This is a genomic window from Streptomyces sp. HSG2, assembly GCF_016598575.1.
GTDB lineage: Bacteria > Actinomycetota > Actinomycetes > Streptomycetales > Streptomycetaceae > Streptomyces.
Map to the genome: position 1 here is coordinate 4,341,282 of NZ_CP066801.1, position 18,734 is coordinate 4,360,015.

General features: G+C 73.5%; 21 protein-coding genes. 14 read left to right on the top strand and 7 right to left on the bottom strand.

What is annotated here, in order from left to right; translation table 11 throughout:
• The first annotated feature begins 81 nt into the window (after positions 1–81).
• The 10 genes from JEK78_RS18765 (at position 82) to amaP (ending at position 8,688) form a co-directional block, all read left to right on the top strand.
• Complete coding sequence (locus JEK78_RS18765; protein WP_200261223.1) at positions 82–1,206, top strand: alpha/beta fold hydrolase; 1,125 nt, start codon at positions 82–84, stop codon at positions 1,204–1,206.
• A gap of 147 nt (positions 1,207–1,353) precedes the next feature.
• Complete coding sequence (locus JEK78_RS18770; protein ID WP_200261225.1) at positions 1,354–2,739, top strand: hypothetical protein; 1,386 nt, start codon at positions 1,354–1,356, stop codon at positions 2,737–2,739.
• A 260-nt stretch (positions 2,740–2,999) separates the two neighbouring features.
• Positions 3,000–4,598, top strand: a complete 1,599-nt coding sequence (locus JEK78_RS18775) for an ABC-F family ATP-binding cassette domain-containing protein (RefSeq protein WP_200261227.1) — start codon at positions 3,000–3,002, stop codon at positions 4,596–4,598.
• 336 nt (positions 4,599–4,934) lie between these two features.
• A complete protein-coding gene (locus JEK78_RS18780) occupies positions 4,935–5,156 on the top strand; it encodes a helix-turn-helix domain-containing protein (RefSeq protein ID WP_200261229.1) in 222 nt (73 codons plus the stop codon).
• Positions 5,157–5,293: 137 nt separating this feature from the next.
• Positions 5,294–6,106, top strand: coding sequence for an enoyl-CoA hydratase/isomerase family protein (locus JEK78_RS18785; protein WP_200261231.1), 813 nt, complete (start codon positions 5,294–5,296; stop codon positions 6,104–6,106).
• A gap of 259 nt (positions 6,107–6,365) precedes the next feature.
• Positions 6,366–6,842 carry an Asp23/Gls24 family envelope stress response protein gene (locus JEK78_RS18790; protein ID WP_200261233.1) on the top strand — a complete coding sequence of 159 codons (477 nt, stop codon included), beginning with the start codon at positions 6,366–6,368 and terminating at the stop codon, positions 6,840–6,842.
• Between the two features lie 48 nt (positions 6,843–6,890).
• Positions 6,891–7,076: a hypothetical protein gene (locus tag JEK78_RS18795; protein WP_200261235.1), complete on the top strand. Its 186-nt coding sequence runs from the start codon at positions 6,891–6,893 to the stop codon at positions 7,074–7,076.
• A gap of 47 nt (positions 7,077–7,123) precedes the next feature.
• The gene (locus JEK78_RS18800) at positions 7,124–7,456 is read left to right on the top strand and encodes a hypothetical protein (RefSeq protein WP_242483136.1); all 333 of its coding nucleotides are present in this window, start codon (positions 7,124–7,126) and stop codon (positions 7,454–7,456) included.
• Entirely contained in the window at positions 7,453–8,106 is a 654-nt protein-coding gene (locus tag JEK78_RS18805; RefSeq protein ID WP_200261239.1) for a DUF6286 domain-containing protein, read from the top strand. Before JEK78_RS18800 ends, JEK78_RS18805 begins: the two co-directional genes overlap by 4 nt.
• Before the next feature lie 3 nt (positions 8,107–8,109).
• Positions 8,110–8,688: an alkaline shock response membrane anchor protein AmaP gene (gene amaP, locus JEK78_RS18810; protein WP_200261241.1), complete on the top strand. Its 579-nt coding sequence runs from the start codon at positions 8,110–8,112 to the stop codon at positions 8,686–8,688.
• A gap of 67 nt (positions 8,689–8,755) precedes the next feature.
• On the opposite strand, the gene JEK78_RS18815 is transcribed toward amaP, so the two are convergent.
• The 5 genes from JEK78_RS18815 to JEK78_RS18835 form a co-directional block, all read right to left on the bottom strand.
• Positions 8,756–9,553 carry an SURF1 family protein gene (locus JEK78_RS18815; RefSeq protein WP_200261243.1) on the bottom strand — a complete coding sequence of 266 codons (798 nt, stop codon included), beginning with the start codon at positions 9,551–9,553 and terminating at the stop codon, positions 8,756–8,758.
• A 48-nt stretch (positions 9,554–9,601) separates the two neighbouring features.
• Positions 9,602–9,835, bottom strand: a complete 234-nt coding sequence (locus JEK78_RS18820; RefSeq protein ID WP_200261245.1) for a hypothetical protein — start codon at positions 9,833–9,835, stop codon at positions 9,602–9,604.
• A 64-nt stretch (positions 9,836–9,899) separates the two neighbouring features.
• Positions 9,900–10,901, bottom strand: a complete 1,002-nt coding sequence (locus JEK78_RS18825; RefSeq protein WP_200261247.1) for a DEDDh family exonuclease — start codon at positions 10,899–10,901, stop codon at positions 9,900–9,902.
• A gap of 102 nt (positions 10,902–11,003) precedes the next feature.
• Entirely contained in the window at positions 11,004–12,011 is a 1,008-nt protein-coding gene (locus tag JEK78_RS18830) for a CopD family protein (RefSeq protein ID WP_200261249.1), read from the bottom strand.
• Positions 12,012–12,219: 208 nt separating this feature from the next.
• On the bottom strand, positions 12,220–13,755 hold the full coding sequence (locus JEK78_RS18835; protein ID WP_200261251.1) for a S8 family serine peptidase: 1,536 nt from the start codon (positions 13,753–13,755) through the stop codon (positions 12,220–12,222).
• Between the two features lie 281 nt (positions 13,756–14,036).
• Between JEK78_RS18835 and JEK78_RS18840 the strand changes: the two genes are divergently transcribed.
• The 3 genes from JEK78_RS18840 to moaA all read left to right on the top strand — a co-directional run bounded on the left by JEK78_RS18840 (position 14,037) and on the right by moaA (position 17,157).
• Positions 14,037–14,408 carry a DUF485 domain-containing protein gene (locus JEK78_RS18840; protein WP_200261253.1) on the top strand — a complete coding sequence of 124 codons (372 nt, stop codon included), beginning with the start codon at positions 14,037–14,039 and terminating at the stop codon, positions 14,406–14,408.
• Entirely contained in the window at positions 14,405–16,030 is a 1,626-nt protein-coding gene (locus JEK78_RS18845) for a cation acetate symporter (protein WP_200261255.1), read from the top strand. Before JEK78_RS18840 ends, JEK78_RS18845 begins: the two co-directional genes overlap by 4 nt.
• A 137-nt stretch (positions 16,031–16,167) precedes the next feature.
• Positions 16,168–17,157, top strand: a complete 990-nt coding sequence (gene moaA / locus JEK78_RS18850) for a GTP 3',8-cyclase MoaA (RefSeq protein WP_200261257.1) — start codon at positions 16,168–16,170, stop codon at positions 17,155–17,157.
• A gap of 13 nt (positions 17,158–17,170) precedes the next feature.
• Here moaA and JEK78_RS18855 read toward each other — a convergent pair whose 3' ends face one another.
• Both JEK78_RS18855 and JEK78_RS18860 read right to left on the bottom strand, forming a co-directional pair.
• A complete protein-coding gene (locus JEK78_RS18855; RefSeq protein WP_200261259.1) occupies positions 17,171–17,404 on the bottom strand; it encodes a hypothetical protein in 234 nt (77 codons plus the stop codon).
• 311 nt (positions 17,405–17,715) lie between these two features.
• On the bottom strand, positions 17,716–18,183 hold the full coding sequence (locus JEK78_RS18860; protein ID WP_200261260.1) for a DUF3099 domain-containing protein: 468 nt from the start codon (positions 18,181–18,183) through the stop codon (positions 17,716–17,718).
• 262 nt (positions 18,184–18,445) lie between these two features.
• Between JEK78_RS18860 and JEK78_RS18865 the strand changes: the two genes are divergently transcribed.
• Entirely contained in the window at positions 18,446–18,718 is a 273-nt protein-coding gene (locus JEK78_RS18865) for a GlsB/YeaQ/YmgE family stress response membrane protein (protein ID WP_200261262.1), read from the top strand.
• The last annotated feature ends 16 nt before the right edge of the window (positions 18,719–18,734 follow it).

The window sequence follows — 18,734 nt, forward strand, 5'->3', positions numbered from 1 at the left end:
GCTCCGGGGACCCGCGGCGGGACGTCACCCGCCCGCGTCGTGCGCTGGCGGTTCGCCGCCGCCGTCGGGAGACTGGGCCGCGTGCGCACTGCCCCCGTGACGGCCGCGGCCGTCGGCGCGGTCCTGGCGGCCGGCGCGGCGGGTCTCGCCGCGGGCCGGCTCGCCGGCGACGCCGCGCTCAAGGTCTCGCCCGACCGCCCGATGCCCACCGAGCCCCGGCTCACCGTGCACGGCACCGCCGCCGGCCGGATCACCCTGACCAGGGATCCCGCCGCCCTGCGCCCCGGGCGGTACGGCCTGGTGGGCGACGCGGGCCGCGCGGTCGTCGGCGACGTCCTGCCGGGCGCCGCCCGCCCGGACACCGTGGTCCGGCGTCTCGAACACCTCGTCCACGGGACTCTCGCGGCGGGCGACCGCGTCTGGCTCACCCCCGCGCTCCACGTCGGCACCCCCCGCACGGCCCTCGACCTGGACCATCGGGACATCGAGATCGCGGGCGACCTCGGTCCGCTGCCCGCCTGGTTCGTCCCCGGCACCCGAGGGACCTGGGTGATCGCCGCGCACGGGCTGCCGGCCGGCCGCGAGCACGCCATGAACCTCATGCACCCCCTGCACCGGATGCGCCTGCCGGTCCTGGCCCTCGCCCACCGAGGGGACCCGGGCGCCCCCCGCCCGCCCCAGGGACTCCACCGCTTCGGCGAGTCGGAGTGGCGCGATCTGGACGCGGCCGTCCGTCACGCTCTGGCCCACGGGGCGCGCCGGGTCGTCCTCCTCGGGTGGTCCACCGGGGCCACCATGGCGCTGCGGGTCTCGGCCCGCTCGGAGGCCCGCGACGCCGTCGCCGGTCTCGTCCTGGACTCCCCGGTGCTGGACTGGGGGGCCACCGTGCGGGCGCTGGCGACGGCCCGGGGGGCGCCGCGGGCCCTGATGCCCCTGGCCGTCCGCTCGGTGCAGGGTCGCGCGGGCCTGCCGGCGGCCGGTTCCCCGGAGCGCTCCCGAAGCGACCACCCGGCCGTGCCGGTCCTCGTCTTCCACGGACCCGGGGACCGGGTCGCGCCTTGGGAGTCCTCGCGACGGCTGGCCGACGCCAACCCCACGCGGGTCTCGCTCCACACCGTCCGGGACGCCCCGCACGCGGCCATGTGGAACGCCGACCCGCGGGGCTACGAGGAGACCCTGCGTCGCTTCCTGACGCCGCTGATGTGAGCGGGGCGGGCGTCGCGTCGCGCCCCCTCGCTCCCGGGCGGGCCCGCCCCGCCCCGGGGTCGCCCGGCTCCCGCGCTCCGCCCGCGCGGTCACCCCGGGCCGGTATCCCGTTTGGGATTTCGGTCCGTCAACCGCGAGACTGCCCCCGTGACGTCCCGTATCCCGCGCGACTCCAGGCTCCGAATCGTCCGTCCCCGACCCCTGGCCGCCGCTCCGCGAGCGGTGAACCAGCGCCGTTCCCGCCGCCCGGCGCCTCGACCACCCGAGGGCACTCCGGCCCGCTCCGAGCTGGCCGGCACGGCTCGCGCGGGCCTTGCCGACGCGGTCCGTGTCGCCCGCTGGGCCGAGGCCACGCTCGGCCCCGGCCAGGGTGTCGGGGACCCCGAGGGCCCCGCCCGCCTCTCCGCTCCCACCGCCGAGCGGGCCGCGCGCGAGCTGGGCCTGACCCCGGGCAGGGTCCGTGCCTGCTGGGACACCGCCCGCCTGGCCGGGCTGGTCGAGGTGCACGGCGACCGAGCCCGTCCCGGTTGGCGGTTGCGCGCCTGGGACCGGGACGACAGCGCGGTCCTCCGCGGCTGGGTCGCGCTCTTCGACGCCTGGTCGCTGGCCCACCCCGAGCCGGCCGGCCACGAACCCGCCGCCGTCGCCGAGGTGGTGACGGCCATGCCGCAGGTCCTGTCCTTCCTTCAGCTCTCCGCCGGGCCGGTGCCCGTGGCGCAGTTGCTGGACCTGCTGCGCCAGCGGGTCGGCGAACTGCGGACCGAGCGCTGTGAGGTACCGCCCGGGCCCCGTCCCGAGCCCGTCCTGCGGTCCGCTCTCGCGTCCCTCCTGGACTGGGCCTTGAACGCCCTCGGCGCGGTCGGTGCGCTCACCTGCGAGGAGGGGCAGGCGACCCTGACGCCTCTGGGGAGTTGGGCGGTCTGGGTCAAGCTGGAGCAGATCTGCGTCGCCGCCCAGAGCCCGGCGGGCAACATCGAGCGGTCCGCGCCGGAGATGCTCCGCGGCTGCGCCCAACTCCGCCCCCACGCGGCCCGCGCGGAGTACCGGGCCTGGCTCGCGGTCCGCGCCGTCGGCAACGCGGTCGCCGAACTCCTCGCCGCCGCCCGCGGCGAGGACGCCCTCCTGCGTGGCCTGGCCTTCGAGGCGTTGCGCGTGGTCGGTGCCCCGGCCGAGCCGGACGTGCGGGCCGTGCTGGACGAGCCCACCCTGCGCCCCTACGCCCTGCTGTGGCTCGCCGAACACGATGGGGTCGACCCCGAGGACGCCCACGAGGCCCTCACGCGGGCCGAGGCGACCTGGCTCTGGGTGGACACCGCCGCGGCCGTCGCCGATCACGGGGAGGCCCCGCTGCTCGTCACGCACCTGGAGTCGGCGGTACAACCCACCGTGCCGGCACTGCTGGAAGAGGTCCGGGCCGTGGGACACCCGCGCACCGTGCAGGTCCTGGTGGCCCTGGCCGCCGCCCATCCCGATCCGGCGCTCGCCAAGGCGGCCCGCCGCGCTGCCTTCCAGGTCCACGTCGGAGGCGGTTGAGGGGTCCGGGGAGCGGCGGGGCGGCAGGCACGCATCCCGTCGCGCCCCGCGTGCCGCCCGCCCGGGACTCGCCGACCCCGCGCCGGCCGCCCTCGGCCCCCGCCCCGGCGGCTCGGGCCGCCCGGTCGCCACGATCACGGCCGGAAATGGGTTTGCGGTACCCCGCTAGACTGGCCCCCATGGCCAAGCTCCTCGTGCATTAGCCCCGGGCTCGACCCCGTCGCCCGTCCCGCCCTTCCCAACCGCCCTGGAGTCTGTCCGTGATCTCCGCTTCCGGCATCGAGCTGCGCGCCGGTGCCCGTGTGCTCATCGAAAGCGCCACCTTCCGCGTCGCCAAGGGCGACCGGATCGGGCTGGTCGGCCGCAACGGCGCCGGCAAGACCACGCTCACCAAGTGCCTCGCCGGCGAGGGTGTCCCCGCCGGCGGCACGATCACCCGCTCCGGCGAGGTCGGCTACCTTCCGCAGGATCCCCGCACCGGCGACCTCGACGTCCTGGCCCGCGACCGTGTCCTGTCGGCCAGGGGCCTGGACACCTTGATCCGGAAGATGCGGGAGAACGAGCAGCGCATCGCGAACGGCACCGGAGCGACCCGGGAGAAGGCACTCCGGCAGTACGAGCGCCAGGAGACGGAGTTCCTGACCAAGGGCGGTTACGCGGCCGAGGCGGAGGCGGCCACCATCGCCGCCGCGCTCAACCTGCCGGACCGGGCCCTCGACCAGCCCCTCCACACGCTGTCCGGAGGGCAGCGGCGCCGCATCGAGCTGGCCCGCATCCTCTTCTCCGACGCGGACACGCTGCTGCTGGACGAACCGACCAACCACCTCGACGCCGACTCGATCGTCTGGCTGCGGGACTATCTCAAGTCCTACCGAGGCGGCTTCGTCGTGATCTCCCACGATGTCGACCTCGTCGAGACCGTCGTCAACAAGGTGTTCTACCTGGACGCCAACCGGGCGCGGATCGACATCTACAACATGGGGTGGCGGCTCTACCAGCAGCAGCGCGAGGCGGACGAGAAGCGCCGCCGACGCGAGCGGGCGAACGCGGAGAAGAAGGCCGCGGCCCTCAACGCCCAAGCCGACAAGATGCGCGCCAAGGCCACCAAGACGGTCGCCGCGCAGAACATGGCGCGGCGCGCCGAGAAGCTGCTCTCCGGGCTGGAGGAGGTCCGGCAGCAGGACAAGGTCGCCAAGCTACGCTTCCCCGAGCCGGCGCCCTGCGGCAAGACCCCGCTGACGGCCGAGGGGCTGTCCAAGTGGTACGGCTCGCTGGAGATCTTCACCGACGTCGACCTGGCGATCGACAAGGGTTCGCGCGTGGTCATCCTCGGCCTCAACGGCGCGGGCAAGACCACGTTGCTCCGCCTGCTCGCCGGCGTGGAGCAGCCCGACACCGGGGCCGTCGTCCCGGGGCACGGCCTCAAGCTCGGGTACTACGCCCAGGAGCACGAGACGCTGGACCCGGAGCGCACCGTCCTGGAGAACATGCGCTCCTCCGCTCCCGACATGGACCTGGTCGAGGTGCGCAAGGTGCTGGGGTCCTTCCTGTTCTCCGGCGACGACGTGGACAAGCCCGCGGGAGTCCTCTCCGGCGGGGAGAAGACCCGGCTGGCCCTGGCCACCCTGGTGGTCTCGTCGGCGAACGTCCTGCTGCTCGACGAGCCGACCAACAACCTCGACCCGGCGAGTCGGGAGGAGATTCTCGGTGCGCTGCGGACCTATCGCGGCGCGGTCGTCCTCGTCACCCACGACGAGGGCGCGGTCGACGCCCTCCAGCCGGAGCGGATCATCCTGCTCCCGGACGGGGTGGAGGACCTGTGGGGCGCCGACTACGCGGACCTCGTCGCCCTCGCCTGATCGAAAGGGTGATCCATCGGGGATGGATCATTCGGCCGATCGGTGATCCACCATCTGAGTGAGATCGCCTGGTACTCAGGTGTGTCATGCATCGAGATGCCGGCGGTGCCGCCGATCGCCGGAAAATCGATCATGACACCTCTCTGAACTGGGAATTCGTCCGCATTCAGAGATGGTGGAGCCCTCGCGAAGCGACGAGATCGGCGCCCGGGCGGGCGCCGACGCCCGGGCGGCGTCCCGTTCTCGTCTCACTGGCCTTGCCGAATGGGTGGCCATCGGACGCCCGAGGGGTGATCATGAGGAGAACCAGAGCGCACTTCCCATGAGGAGGCACGGGTGGCCGAGACTCTGAAGAAGGGCAGCCGGGTGACCGGCGCCGCGCGCGAGAGGCTCGCGGCAGACCTGAAGAAGAAGTACGACGCGGGTGCGAGCATTCGGGCGCTGGCCGAGGAGACCGGCCGCTCGTACGGCTTCGTGCACCGCATGCTCAGTGAGTCGGGCGTCACGCTGCGTGGGCGTGGCGGGGCGACCCGGGGCAAGAAGGCCTCCACGGCCTGACCCCGGGGCGTCCCCTCGACTCTCCGGTGACCACCCGGTCGGCGTGACGGCCGACCGGGTGGTTACTGTGCAGTCACTTGAGTTCGTCGCGGTCATGTACGCGACGAGCAGGAGACCGCACGCATCGGAGGCGTCCCATGGCATCGCCCGCACGGCAAACCGGTCAGGAAAGCCCGGCCCTCGACAGGGACGGTGTGCGACTCGCCGTCGACGGCGCGCTCGCCACGGTGACCCTGACCAACCCGGCCAAGCGCAACGCGCAGAGCCCCGCTCTGTGGCGGGCGCTCGCCGAAGCCGGCCGCGTCCTGCCCGGCTCCGTCCGGGTCGTCGTCCTGCGCGCGGAGGGACAGTCCTTCTCCGCCGGGCTCGACCGACAGGCCTTCACTCCGCAGGGATTCGACGGGGAGCCCTCCTTCCTCGAACTGGCGCGCGCCAGCGAGGCCGAGGTCGACGAGGTCATCGCCGGATACCAGGAGGCCTTCACCTGGTGGCGGCGCGGGGACCTGGTCACCGTCGCGGCGGTCCAGGGACACGCGATCGGGGCCGGGTTCCAACTCGCCCTCGCCTGCGATCTGCGCGTCGTCGCCGAAGACGCCCAGTTCGCCATGCGGGAGACGGGCCTCGGCCTGGTCCCGGACCTGACGGGCACCCATCCGCTGGTCCGGCTCGTCGGCTACGCGCGGGCGTTGGAGATCTGCCTGACCGGACGGTACGTCCGTGCCGAGGAGGCCGTGAGCACCGGCCTCGCCAACATGGCCGTTCCCGCCGGGGAACTGGACGGCGCGGTCCGCGACCTCACGTCCGCCCTCCTGGCCGCCCCCCGCGACGCCGTGATCGAGACCAAGGCGCTCCTGCAGGGAGCTTCGGAACGCGATCACGAGGCACAACGCGCCGCCGAGCGTGCCGCCCAGGCGCGACGTCTGCGCGATCTGGCCGGGGTCGGCGATTGACATCCTCGCCGCCCTGAAGGACGGCGATTCCCGCCTACCGCGCTGTTGAAGGCCGCGGTGTCGGGTGGGTTCCCGCTTCGCCGCGCGGTGCGGGAACCCCGTGCCCGTCCCACCCGCGCCCGACCGGCCGGCACCGGCGGTCCGGCGGCCTTGGCGACGTTCGACCGCCGCGTCGACGTGACCTGCCGCCTTCGGCGACGCGAGAGTGCCCATCGGTGCGTACCGTGGAGGGGACGACGATCGAAGGGGACCCACGGCGATGAGCGAGGCCACGGAACGCGCCCGGTCGGGCCAGGAGACGACCGGCGGAGCCGGACAGAGCACGGCGAGGACGACCGGCCAACCCGCCGGCACCAGAGGACGGACCACCATCGCCGACGGCGTGGTGGAGAAGATCACCGGCATGGCGGCCCGTGACGTGGTCGGTGTGCACGCCATGGGCAGTGGGCTCTCCCGCACGTTCGGAGCGATGCGCGACCGGGTCCCCGGTGGTGCCAGGTCGGTCACGCGTGGGGTGAAGGCCGAGGTCGGGGAGAAGCAGACCGCCCTCGACCTGGAGATCGTCGTCGAGTACGGCGTGTCGATCGCCGATGTCGCGCGCGATGTGCGGGAGAACGTGGTCGTGGCGGTCGAGCGGATGACCGGCCTGGAGGTCGTCGAGGTCAACATCGCGGTCAGTGACGTGAAGTTGCCCGACGAGGAGTACGAGGAGCCGTCGGAGCCCCGGATCAGGTGATCGACGGGTGCGGGGTCGTCCGGTCGGCTGGAGCGAGGAGGGTGCGTCATGAGTATGGCCGTGGTCGGCATGTTCGCCGGGATGGCCCTGGCCTTCGCGGGCTACTTCGGTGGGTTCGGCGCCTTCCTGCTGGTGGCGGCCCTGGGCGCGGTCGGATTCGTCGTGGGCCGGTTCCTGGAGGGGGACCTGGACCTCGGCGAGTTCCTCCGCAGCCGCGGCAGCCGCCGCCGGTGACCCGGGTGGGCGGTGCGATCGAGGGGCCCCGCGCTTCCCCGGCAAGGGTGCCCGCCCGCGATCGCGGCGCGACCCACGTCGCCGACCGGGTGGTCGCCAAGGTGGCGGCGCGGGCCGCCGGCGAGGCGGTGGGGCCACTGCCCCCCGGCGCCGTTCGACCTCGCGCCACCGTCACCGTGCGCGACGACGTCGCCCGCGTCCGGGTCCATCTGGATCTCGACTATCCCGGAGACCTGGGGGCGCGCTGCGGGCGGGTGCGCGACCGGGTCGCCCGCCGGGTGACCGCCCTGACCGGATTGGCCGTCAGGTCGGTCGACGTCGAGGTGGAACGGCTGGTCCCGAGGGCGCGACCCGAAGCCGCGGCCGGCGGTGCCCGATGACCGAACCCTCCGACGGGCACCAGGGCACCCGACCGCTCCCCCCGACGGAGGACCCCCCGGCCGCGGAACGCCCGCCCCGCGACGCGGGCGTTCCGCCGGATACGGGCCGCACCGGCCGGTTCTGGTCGGCTCGCCGGGTTCCCGCAGGGTGCGTCGCCCTGGCCCTGCTGATCGTCTCCGGCGCCCTCCTGTACGACATCGCGGCGGTGCGCGCCGGTCGGCAGGCCCTCGCCTGGCGCGAGGAGTCGGCCCGGCGACTTGCCGAGCACCCTCTCGACGACGGTCGGGTGCTTCTCGGCGCCGCCGCGGTGACGCTGATCGGCGGTTGGCTGATCCTGCTGGCCCTCACTCCCGGGCTGAGATCCCTGCTCACCCTGCGATCGCCCGATCCCGGCATCCGGGCCGCGCTGCGCCGCGACGCCGCGGCCACCGTGCTGCGCGCCCGTGCCCTGGACGTCCCCGGGGTCCGATCGGCGCGGGTCAGGATGCGGCGCCGGCGGGCCGTCGTCCGGGTCGTGGCACACTTCCGCGAGCCCGCGGAGGTGCGGGCGGACCTCGACCGGGTGTTGGGAGAGTCGGTCGCCGGACTGGGGTTGGTCCGGCGGCCCGCCGTGGCGGTCCGGGTGGACCGGGCGGCAAGGAAGGGGTGACGGATGCTCGCGATCGTCGACCGGGTGCTGCTGGCACTGGTGGGGCTGGCACTGTTCCTGGGCGCCGGCGCCGTCCTGGCCGTCGGCCTCGGCGTGCCGGCTCCGTCCTGGTGGATCCACGACGGCCCCCACGACGTGCTGCTGGACGACGCCGAACGGACCCGGTGGCGGGAGGCCGACTGGTGGTGGCCGACGGTGATCGCCGGCCTCCTGGTGGTGTTGTCGCTGGCTCTGTGGTGGGCGGTGGCGGTGGTGCGCCGTCACCGACTGGCGGCCGTTCCGCTGGACACCGGCGACGGCGGTGAGGCCTCGGTACGCGGGCGGGCCCTGGAGTCGGTGCTCGCCGAGGAGACGTCCCGACTGGACGGCGTGGACCGTGCCGATGTGCTGCTGACCGGCAGCGCCGAGGAGCCCGGAGCCACGATCCGGCTTCGGGTCGACCCGCGGGTCGACCCGGCCGACGCGCTGGACGCACTGGCCCGCCGGGTCCTGGAGCCGGCCCGGCAGTCGACCGGTCTCGCGACCCTGCGTGCTCGGGTGCGTGTCGGGAGCTCCGGGATCGCGGCCGACCGGGTGGAGTGACGTCCGGTGGGAGGAAGCCCGTCGAGCCTGCCGTCGTTCGCGGCCGACCGGGGGAAGGCCGGGCCCTTCACCCCGCCGGCGCGGTAGCCGGCTCCGACCCGGTGCCCCGGGCCGCGGCGGCGCCCCGTTCGCGTGCCTCGCGGCGGACCAGGACGAACCACCCCACGGGGACCGCCGCGGCGAACAGCCACCATTGGACGGCGTAGGCGTAGTTGAGGGCCGCGTCCTCGTCACCCGGGGGGCCGATCGGCTCCGGCGTGTCCCCGGACGGCTCGGGGGTGGTCATGGCCAGGTAGCCACCGAGCACCGGGACTCCGAGGCGGTCCGCCTCGCGCGCGCTGTCGATCAGCATGATCTGTCGCTCGGGCAGCCCCACACGGTCCTTGATGCCGCTGGAGGCGGTCGTCTCGTCGGGCATCATCCGGCCGGTGACGGTGATCGTGCCGTCGGGCGGCGCCGGGATGTCGGGGAAGGCGGTCGGATCGCCCTCGTCGGCCGGGATCCACCCGCGGTTGACCAGCAGCACGCGCGCGTCGTCCAGGAGGAACGGGGTGAGCACGTGGTACCCGATCCGGTCGTCGGAGTCGGTCCGGAGCCTGACCACCACCTCGTTCGCCGTGTCGAAACGACCGGTGGCGGTCACCGCGCGGTAGCGCTCGTCGCCGGTGACGGTGTGACCGGGCGAGGTCAACCGCTCCACGGGCACCGGCTCGGTCGCCAGGGCGGCGGCGACCAGGTCGTTCCGGGCGGTGCGGTGCTGGTAGCGGTCCCACTGCCAAAACCCCAGCCTGATCATCGTGGGGATGAGCAGAAGGGCGACCGACGTGAGGATCACCCACTGCCGGGACAACAGGAAGCGGTACACCCCACGACGGTACAACTCGCCCGGGACCCGTCCGCACCGGGGTGTGGGTCAGACGTGGTCGACGATCCCCGCCTTCCCCTCGGCGCGGGCGCAGTGTGCCCCGCAGTACCACCGTCCGTCGGCCTCCACGCCCTGGCCGATGATCTGGACCCGGCAGTGCTCGCAGAGCGGGGCCATCCGATGGATCGCGCAGGAGAAGCAGTCGAAGACGTGCACCTCGCCCTGGGCGTGGATCTCGAAGGTCATTCCGTAGTCGTTGCCACAGACTTCACAGGTCGCCATGGGGCACAGGGTGAGCCGCCGCGGGCGCCGCCGGCGAGCCGGTGCCGGGCGCGTCGGGCCGCGATCACCCGTCCGTACGGTCGGCGGGGCCGTCCGCCGGTTCCACGTCGGCGAGCAACTGTCCGAAGGCGGCCTCGTCGACGACGGGGGTCCCGTACTGGCGTGCCTTGACCACCTTGGAGGTGCCGGAGTCCGGATCGTTGGCGACCAACAGGCTGGTGAGCCGGGACAGACTGGTGGACACGTGCAGGCCCGCCTCGACCGCTCGGTCCTCCAACAACTCGCGGTCGACGGAGGTGTCCCCCGAGAAGGCGACCCGCATGCCCTGCCGGAGACGTCCGCCCGTGTAGCGGCCGGGGTTCGGCCAGGGACACGCGGGCCTCCGGCGGGAGGGGCGGCGGACGCCCGACCAGCGGTCGCCCGCGCTCGCCTGCCTCCCGACCCGCGCGGGGCGGTCCGACCACTCGGTCAACGGCAGACAGTCGTGCAGCGGCAACCGCACCCCGCCCGCCGCCGCCGCCCGCAGACTGGGGCGGAACGCCTCCGCCAGCACCCTCGCGTCGTCGAGCGCGTGGTGGGCCCGACGCTGGACGACGCCGAAGTGCGCGGCCAGCGACTCCAGCTTGTGGTTGGGCAGGGGCAGCGCCAGGGCCTTCGCCAGCGCGATCGTGCACAGGCGTCGCCGCACCGGCGCTCGCGCCCCCGCCCGGGCGTACTCACGGGCGATCATCTGCCAGTCGAAGACGGCGTTGTGGGCGACGAGCACCCGGTCGTCCAACCGGGCCGAGAACTCCTCGACGATCTCCCGGAAGCGCGGAGCCCCGGCGAGCGTCTCGCTGGTCAGGCCGTGTATCCACACCGGACCGGGGTCGCGTTCCGGGTCGATCAGCGTGTACCAGTGGTCCTCCACCTCGCCACGCGCGTCGAGTCGGTAGACGGCCGCGGACACGATCCGGTCGTCGCGGGCCAGGCCGGTGGTCTCCACGTCGACGACCGCGTACCTCCGTGGGTACGCGGTCGGCCACACCGTCGGGGAGGACACTGCGGTCCCTCGGTCTTCGAGCATGGTCACCGAGGATACGGGGCACGGCCGACGGCAGCCGCCCGCGGACCGTCGGACCGTCACCTCCCCTCCCCGGCGGCGGGGTTCGGTCAGACGACGGTCGGGTCACCAGTGGATGGGCACCGGCAGCGCCGTCAGCAGTCCGGATATCGCCACCGCCGCGCCCAGCGCGACCACTTCGGCGCGCGCGGGCGCGCAGGCGGCCAGCGGGTCGGCGGCCCGGGTCAACCGGAGTCGCGCCCGCAGTGCCAGGAGCGCGACCGCCGCGACCAGCAGCATCTTGGCCAGGAGTACGCGGCCGTACGCGGTGGTCGCCAACTGCTCCAGCACCGTCTCCGGCGGCATCCGTCGCAGGGTGCTGCACACCCCCGTGGCGGTGACCGCCGCGAGCAGGGCGGCGGCGGCCCCCGCGAACCGGCCCAACAGGGCCGCCCCCGAAGCACTCTCCCGCGTTCCCCGCACGGTCCGCAGCGTGTGCCAGAGACCCCCCACCCAGAGGGACGAGCAGAGAAGGTGCACGAAGGTGAGGGCCGAGCCGAGCAGGGGAGTCTGCTCCGTGGTGGGGTGGGCGCGCAGCGCCTCGGCGACCACCACGATCAGCAGCGGCCACACCTGGGCGGCGGGTCTGGCGGACACCGCGCACAGGCCGGCGACGAGGAAGGCGTTGACCTCCAACAGCGCCAGGACGCCGTCGCGGGTGCCGTAAAGGCCACCGACGTCGACGTCGGTCCACGTGTGGGGCACCAGGTTGCCGGTGGCCACGACCGACGCGAGCGCGAGGGCCGCCAGGAACCCCGCCACCGCCGCGTGCGGAGACCGGCTGGGGGGAGGCTCCGGGGGTGGGCCGGGCAGGGTCCGGGCCAGGCGGTCGACGAACACCTCGCCCAACGGAACGCACAGCGCGGCGAAGAGCACCGCGCGGAGCAGGGCGATGCCGGCGGTGCCGGGGGCCGCGGCCTCCCCGGTGCCGCTCAGCGCGGGGGAGGGGCCGAGCAGCGGTATCAGCGCTCCCAGCGCCACCAGGACCAGCGTCGCCGCGGCGCGGCCGGTGCCGGAGCGCCGCGCGTGACGGCCGGCGGTGGTCGCACGGGGCGCGGGTGGTATCGGGGTCACCCCGAGATCTTCACCAATCCTCCCGGAACGCGGCAACTCCGTTCACGTTTCGGTCGCGTCGGTGCTATCGCGGCGCGGATCGGCGGGGGCGCCGCGTGGCGGGCACGGGCCCGACGGGGAGTGCGCTCCGTCGGGCCCGTGCGCGAGGGTGTCGTGTCGTCCTAGCGGGCCGTCGCCGGCACGGCGGTCCGGATCCGGCGGACGGGCGTCACCGCACCGCCTTCAGGGCGTTGACGATGCCCGCCCCGTAGAACCCGTTCCCGCGCTTGCCGGTCTCGCAGACCGCCTCGGGCGTGCCGTCGCCGTTCTGGTCGTACACGGTGGGGCAGTCCCGCGCGTCCGCCTGCTTCTTCAGCAGCTTCTGCACGGTGGCGGGCGACGCCGAGGGGTGGGTCGACTTGATGAGCGCGGCGACACCCGAGGCGTGCGGCGCCGCCATCGAGGTGCCCTGCAGGAAGCCGTACTCGCCGTTGGGCATGGTGGACAGGATCCGACCGTTGCGCGAGGGGGTGTCCGGGATCTGGTAGAGACGGTCACCGCCCGGGGCGGCGACGTCCACCACGTCCTTGCCGTAGGTGGAGTAGTACGACTTGACGGAGTCCACCCCGGTGGCGCTGACCGTCACGACGCCGGGCAGCTGGGTGGGCAGGTCGAAGCACTCGCCGGGATCGATGGTCCGGGTCACCGGGGTCGAGTCGTCCGGGCTGGAATCGTCGACGATGGCGTCGGAGGCCAGGTCGTGGTTGGAGTTGCCGGCCGACGCGATGTGCAGGGTGCCCTCGCGCTGGGCGTACCGCTGCGCCCGGTCCACGGCGTCGACGATGGCCTTCTGGTCGGGGTCGTCCACGCAGTTGTAGAGCCAGGGGTCGATGTAGTAGCTGTTGTTCGTGATCTCCACGCCGTTCTCCGCCGCGAACACGAAGGCGCAGACCACGTTCTCCGGGTAGAACAGTCCGTTGTCCGGATCGCTCACCTTGATGCTGGACACCTTGACGCCCGGGGCCACACCGGCGACGCCCACGCCGTTCCGGGCGGCGGCTATCTCCCCGGCCACGTGCGTGCCGTGGTAGTCGTCGGCGGTGTAAGGACGCCATGCGCCCTCGCTGGTGTCGGCGACGCCGCCGACACAGTTCGCGGACTGCGAGGCGGAGAAGTTCGGGGCGAGGTCGGGGTGAGTGTCGTCGACACCGGTGTCGATGACGGCGACCGTCACCCGGTCGCTGCCCGGGTTGATCTTCGCGGCCTCGTCCGCGCCGATGGCGCGCAGGTCCCACTGGTCGGCCTCCAGCGGCTCGCTGCCCTCGGTCGCCGCGGAGGCCGCGGCCGTCCGCTGCGCCTGCTCCTCGGTGAGCATCTCGACCGCGCCCTGGTCGGTGCTCCCGGCGGGGGCCAGCGGGGCGGTGCGGGTCGCGCCCGCCGATTCCACGCCGCGCACCGCGCGCATCCGCTCCCCGAAGTCCGGTTGCGCCGAGTGGGCGACTATCACGCCTATTCGGTCGTGAGCCACCACGATCGTGCCGCCGGCCGCCGCTATCGCCTTCTTCACGGAGGCGAGGGTGCGACGGTCCTTCTTGGTGTTGACCACATACGCCAACTCCGGCGCCTCGGCGGACTCGACCGCGGGCTGCTCGCGCGGCGCGGCCGAGGCGGCCGGCATGAGGCCGACCGCCCCGGCCGACAGGGTGAGCGACAGCGCGAGCGGAACGGCGAGAGCGAGGCGGCGCCTGGACGGCAGATGAGCCATGGGGTCTCCACATCATCCGGAGGAGGGACTGCCCGCGCGCGAGTGGCGTACGGGCAGGTACATGACGGGTGGTGCACAGTGAAGCTATCCCGCCGGGCCGCGGACCAGCAATGCGTCCGCCGGGGGGACTTGGCAGGGAGCCCGAGGTGGGGCACCGTCCAGGGGTTCGCCGACCCGCCCGTTCGGAACACGCCCGCGGTGTCCCGCCACGGAAGCGGATGCGGCGACCGCCCATGTGAGAGAAACCGAGGCAGTAGCCGTCCGTCGTACGAGGAGACCCCGTGGCCACCGACGCACCACCGCCCTCACGACCCCCCGCCCCCGCGGGCGAACGCACCGTCCCCGACGCCGCCGAGTACAGCGAGACGCGACAGAGCGCCGAATTCGGTGAACTGCGCCGTTCCTTCCGCCGGTTCGCCTTCCCCGTGACGGTCGCCTTCGTCGCCTGGTACCTGCTGTACGTGCTGTTGTCCAACTACGCCGCCGACTTCATGGGCACCCCGCTGTTCGGGAACGTCAACATCGCCCTGGTGCTCGGCCTCGCCCAGTTCGCCACCACCTTCCTGATCGCCTGGTGGTACGCGCGGTACGCGGCCGCCGAGCTCGATCCCCGTGCCGAGGCCATCAAGTCCCGTATGGAGGAACGCCGGTGACCGGGGAGCGCGCCCTGTTCCTGACCGCCGGCGTCGCCGGCGAGCACCGACCGCTGATCGTCGCCCTGTTCGCGGTGTTCGTCGTGGCCACCCTCGGCATCACCGTCTGGGCCGGACGGCAGACCAAGGACGCCGCCGACTTCTACGCCGGTGGGCGACAGTTCAGCGCCTTCCAGAACGGCCTGGCCGTCTCCGGCGACTACATGTCCGCCGCGTCCTTCCTCGGCATCGCCGGAGCCATCGCCCTGTTCGGGTACGACGGGTTCCTGTACTCGATCGGCTTCCTGGTCGCCTGGCTGGTCGCGCTTCTGCTGGTGGCGGAACCGCTGCGCAACTCCGGCCGGTACACCATGGGCGACGTGCTCGCCTACCGGATGCGCCGTCGCCCGGTGCGCACCGCGGCCGGCATCTCCACCATCGTCGTCTCGGTCTTCTACCTGTTGGCCCAGATGGCGGGTGCCGGCGTCCTGGTCTCGCTGCTGCTCGGCATCACCTCCGACGCCGGACGCGTGCTGATCGTCGCCCTGGTCGGCGTTCTGATGATCGTCTACGTGTCGGTCGGCGGGATGAAGGGCACCACCTGGGTGCAGATGGTCAAGGCCGTCCTGCTGATCGGCGGCACGCTCCTGATCACCTTCCTTGTGCTCCTCCGGTTCGGCTTCGACGTCTCCCACCTGCTCGGCGCCGCCGCGCGGAACAGCGGCCAGGGAGCCGCCTTCCTCGAACCGGGGCTTCAGTACGGTCACAGCGACGTCTCCCGACTGGACTTCGTCTCCCTGGGCATCGCCCTGGTCCTCGGCACCGCCGGACTGCCGCACATTCTGATCCGCTTCTACACCGTCCCCGACGCCAAGGCCGCCCGTACCTCCGTCAACTGGGCCATCGGTATCATCGGCGCCTTCTACCTGATGACGATCGCCCTCGGGTTCGGCGCCGCGGCGCTGATCCCAAGGGACGAGATCATCGCCTCCAACCCCTCGGGCAACACGGCGGCTCCCCTGTTGGCCCTGCACCTGGGCGGCGCCGACTCCGCCGCCGGCGCGATCCTCCTCGCCACGATCTCGGCGGTGGCCTTCGCCACCATCCTCGCCGTCGTGGCGGGCCTCACCCTGGCCTCGTCGTCGTCCTTCGCGCACGACATCTACGCCAACGTCATCCGCGGGGGCCGGGCGACCGGTGCGGAGGAGGTGCGGGTGGCCCGCCGGGCGACCGCGCTCATCGGTGTCGTCTCCATCGCCCTGGGCGCGCTCGCCCGCGACCTGAACGTGGCCGGGCTGGTCGCCCTCGCCTTCGCGGTCGCCGCCTCCGCCAACCTGCCGACCATCCTCTACAGCCTTTTCTGGAAGCGGTTCACCACGCGGGGCGCCCTGTGGTCGATCTACGGCGGCCTGGCCGTGTCGGTGGGCCTGGTGTTGTTCTCGCCCGTGGTCTCCGGAGACCCGAAGGCGATGTTCCCCGGTGTGGACTTCGCCTGGTTCCCGCTGCGCAACCCCGGCCTGATCTCCATCCCGTTCGGCTTCCTGGCGGGATGGCTCGGCACGGTCCTGTCCCGTGAGCGCCCCGACGAGGGCAAGTACGCGGAGTTGGAGGTCCGCTCGCTCACGGGCACCGGCGCGCACTGAGGTGCGGGGCGGTCCGTTCCCGGTCGTGGGGCGGACCGTCCCGAGCGCGCAGCGCCCCCCGCGCGACGGCGACGTCGCGTAGGCTCGGAAGAAGGGGCGTCACGCCCCCGCCCGATCCGCGTCGAGGGAGGGGCTCGGTGCTCGTAGACACACACGGCCGGGTGGCCACGGACCTGAGGGTCTCGCTGACCGACCGCTGCAATCTGCGATGCTCCTACTGCATGCCGGAGGAGGGTCTGCGGTGGCTCGCCCGGCCGGATCTCCTCACCGACGACGAGGTCGTCCGGCTGATCGGCGTCGCCGTCGCACGGCTGGGCGTCCGGGAGGTGCGCTTCACCGGCGGGGAACCCCTGCTGCGGCCCGGCCTGGTCGACATCGTCGGCCGGGTCACCGCTTCGCGGCCGCGCCCTCGCACCTCCCTGACCACCAATGGCATCGGACTGCGGCGCACGGCCGAAGCGCTGCGCGGGGCGGGGCTCGACCGGGTCAACGTCTCGCTGGACACTCTGCGCCCCGGCGTCTTCCGAGCGCTCACCCGCCGTGACCGGCACGCCGACGTCCTCGCGGGGCTCTCCGCCGCCGCCGAGGCCGGGCTCACCCCGGTCAAGGTCAACGCCGTCCTCATGCCGGGTCTCAACGACGACGAGGCGCCCGATCTGCTCGCCTGGGCGATCGATCGGGGCTACGAACTCCGCTTCATCGAGCAGATGCCCTTGGACGCCCAGCACGGCTGGAAGCGGGAGACGATGGTCACCGCCGACACCATCCTGGCCTCGCTGCGTGGCAGGTTCCGGCTGACACCGGAGAGCGAGGAGGCCAGGGGTTCCGCGCCGGCCGAGCGGTGGATCGTCGACGACGGTCCCCATCGCGTCGGTGTCATCGCCACCGTGACCCGCCCGTTCTGCGCGGCCTGCGACCGCACCCGACTCACCGCCGACGGTCAGATCCGCAACTGCCTCTTCGCCCGCGAGGAGACCGACTTGCGCGCCGCCCTCCGCTCGGACGCCCCGGACGAGGAGATCGCCCGGCTCTGGCGGGTCGCCATGTGGGGAAAGAAGGCCGGAGCGGGCGTGGACGACGTGGACTTCGTCCCGCCGGAGCGGCCGATGTCCGAGATCGGGGGATGAGAGCCGCCGGTCGTCAGGCGTCCGGCGTCTCGGAGTCCCGCAGGCCCTCCCAGGGCACGACCTCCTTCAGGAATCCGCGTACGCCGAGGAAGGCCGACAGGTGCTCGCGGTGCTCGTCGCAGGCCAACCAGGTCTTGCGGCGCTCTGGGGTGTGGAGCTTCGGGTTGTTCCAGACCAGCGCCCAAGTCGCGGGGGCACGACAGCCCTTGGCGGAGCAGATGGGGATGTCCGGGTCGAGGGGGGTCACCCGTCGAGCCTAGCGCCCCGCCGGCAGCCGCACTCGCCTCGCCGTCGGGCGGGCCCGACGGCTCTCCGGCACACGGAACCCCGGTCTCGCGCGAAACCCTCGGGCGTCGGCATGCCTCTCGGGCCTCGCCAAGGGCGGCGAACAGGGCGACGCCGAGCAGCCACGGGGGGAGCTGCCCGGCGTCGGTCTGTCGCTCCGACGGGGGATGCGGAGCGCCTACGCAGTATGCCACGCCCGTCCGGGGCCTCGGCACCGGAACGGCGTGATTGATCTGAGGTTCTCCTGAGCTTCCCGGCCGGGCGCTCGTCCGATCAGACCCGACCGGGCCCTTCCCTCCGCCCGTCCCGGCCCTCGCCCGCCGTGCCGGCGCGCGCTCCCGGATCGGCTCCTCCCCCCGACGTCTTCGGCCGGTTCCCGTCGTCGTGCTCAGGGGACGCGGTGCCGCCCGGCGGGGACACGGTGTCGCCCCGGTCCGCTCCGACCGGGGGCAGCGTGGCCCGCCCCGGGCCCGAGACGAAGGTGTCGGGCAGCGACGGGGCGTTCTCCCGACCGGCATTGGCGATCACCACCGCCACGTACGGCAGCACCACGCCGAGGATCAGTGCCGCGATGGCTATGTGCCGCTGCACGCCCCAGAGGGACACCGCCAGGATCACCGACACCGTGCGGACCGACATCGAGACGACGTAACGTCGCTGCCGGCCGCGGACGTCGTCCCGGAGGCCCGCCCGGGCTCCGGTGATCCGGAAGACCTGCGCGTCGCCGCCGTGTCTCCGCATCGCGCCACCATCCGTACTCGTCTCCCCGTGGAACCGGCCCGCGACCGCTCGGGGGCACGGTCGGGGACGCCGTCCACGGTACGCCGGACCTCCGGGGTCCACGAGAGCGGCCCCGGAGCGGCGCCCGTCGTGCCGACTCGGCGGCCGGCACGCGCGCACGGCGTGAACCGATCACCCGGGCGGCCTCGCGCGGCGTGCGTCCTCGGCCCGGCGCGTCGAGACTGGCGGGGCCGTGTGGCCCCGCGCCGAGGAGGAAACAGCCATGGGCTGGTTGTGGGCGATCGTCGTCGGATTCGTGCTCGGTCTGATCGCCAAGGCCGTCATCCCGGGGAAGCAGCACAGCCCGCTCTGGCTGACCACGGTCTTCGGCATGCTCGGTGCCATCGTCGGGAACGCGATCGCGCGGGCCGCCGGGGTCGGGGAGACCTCGGGCGTCGACTGGTGGCGGCACCTCTTCCAGCTGGTGGCGGCCGTCGTGATCGTCGCCGTCGGCGACCGCGCCTACGTGAGGGTCCGCGGCCGACCTCGGCACTGAGCCCACCGCCACCGCG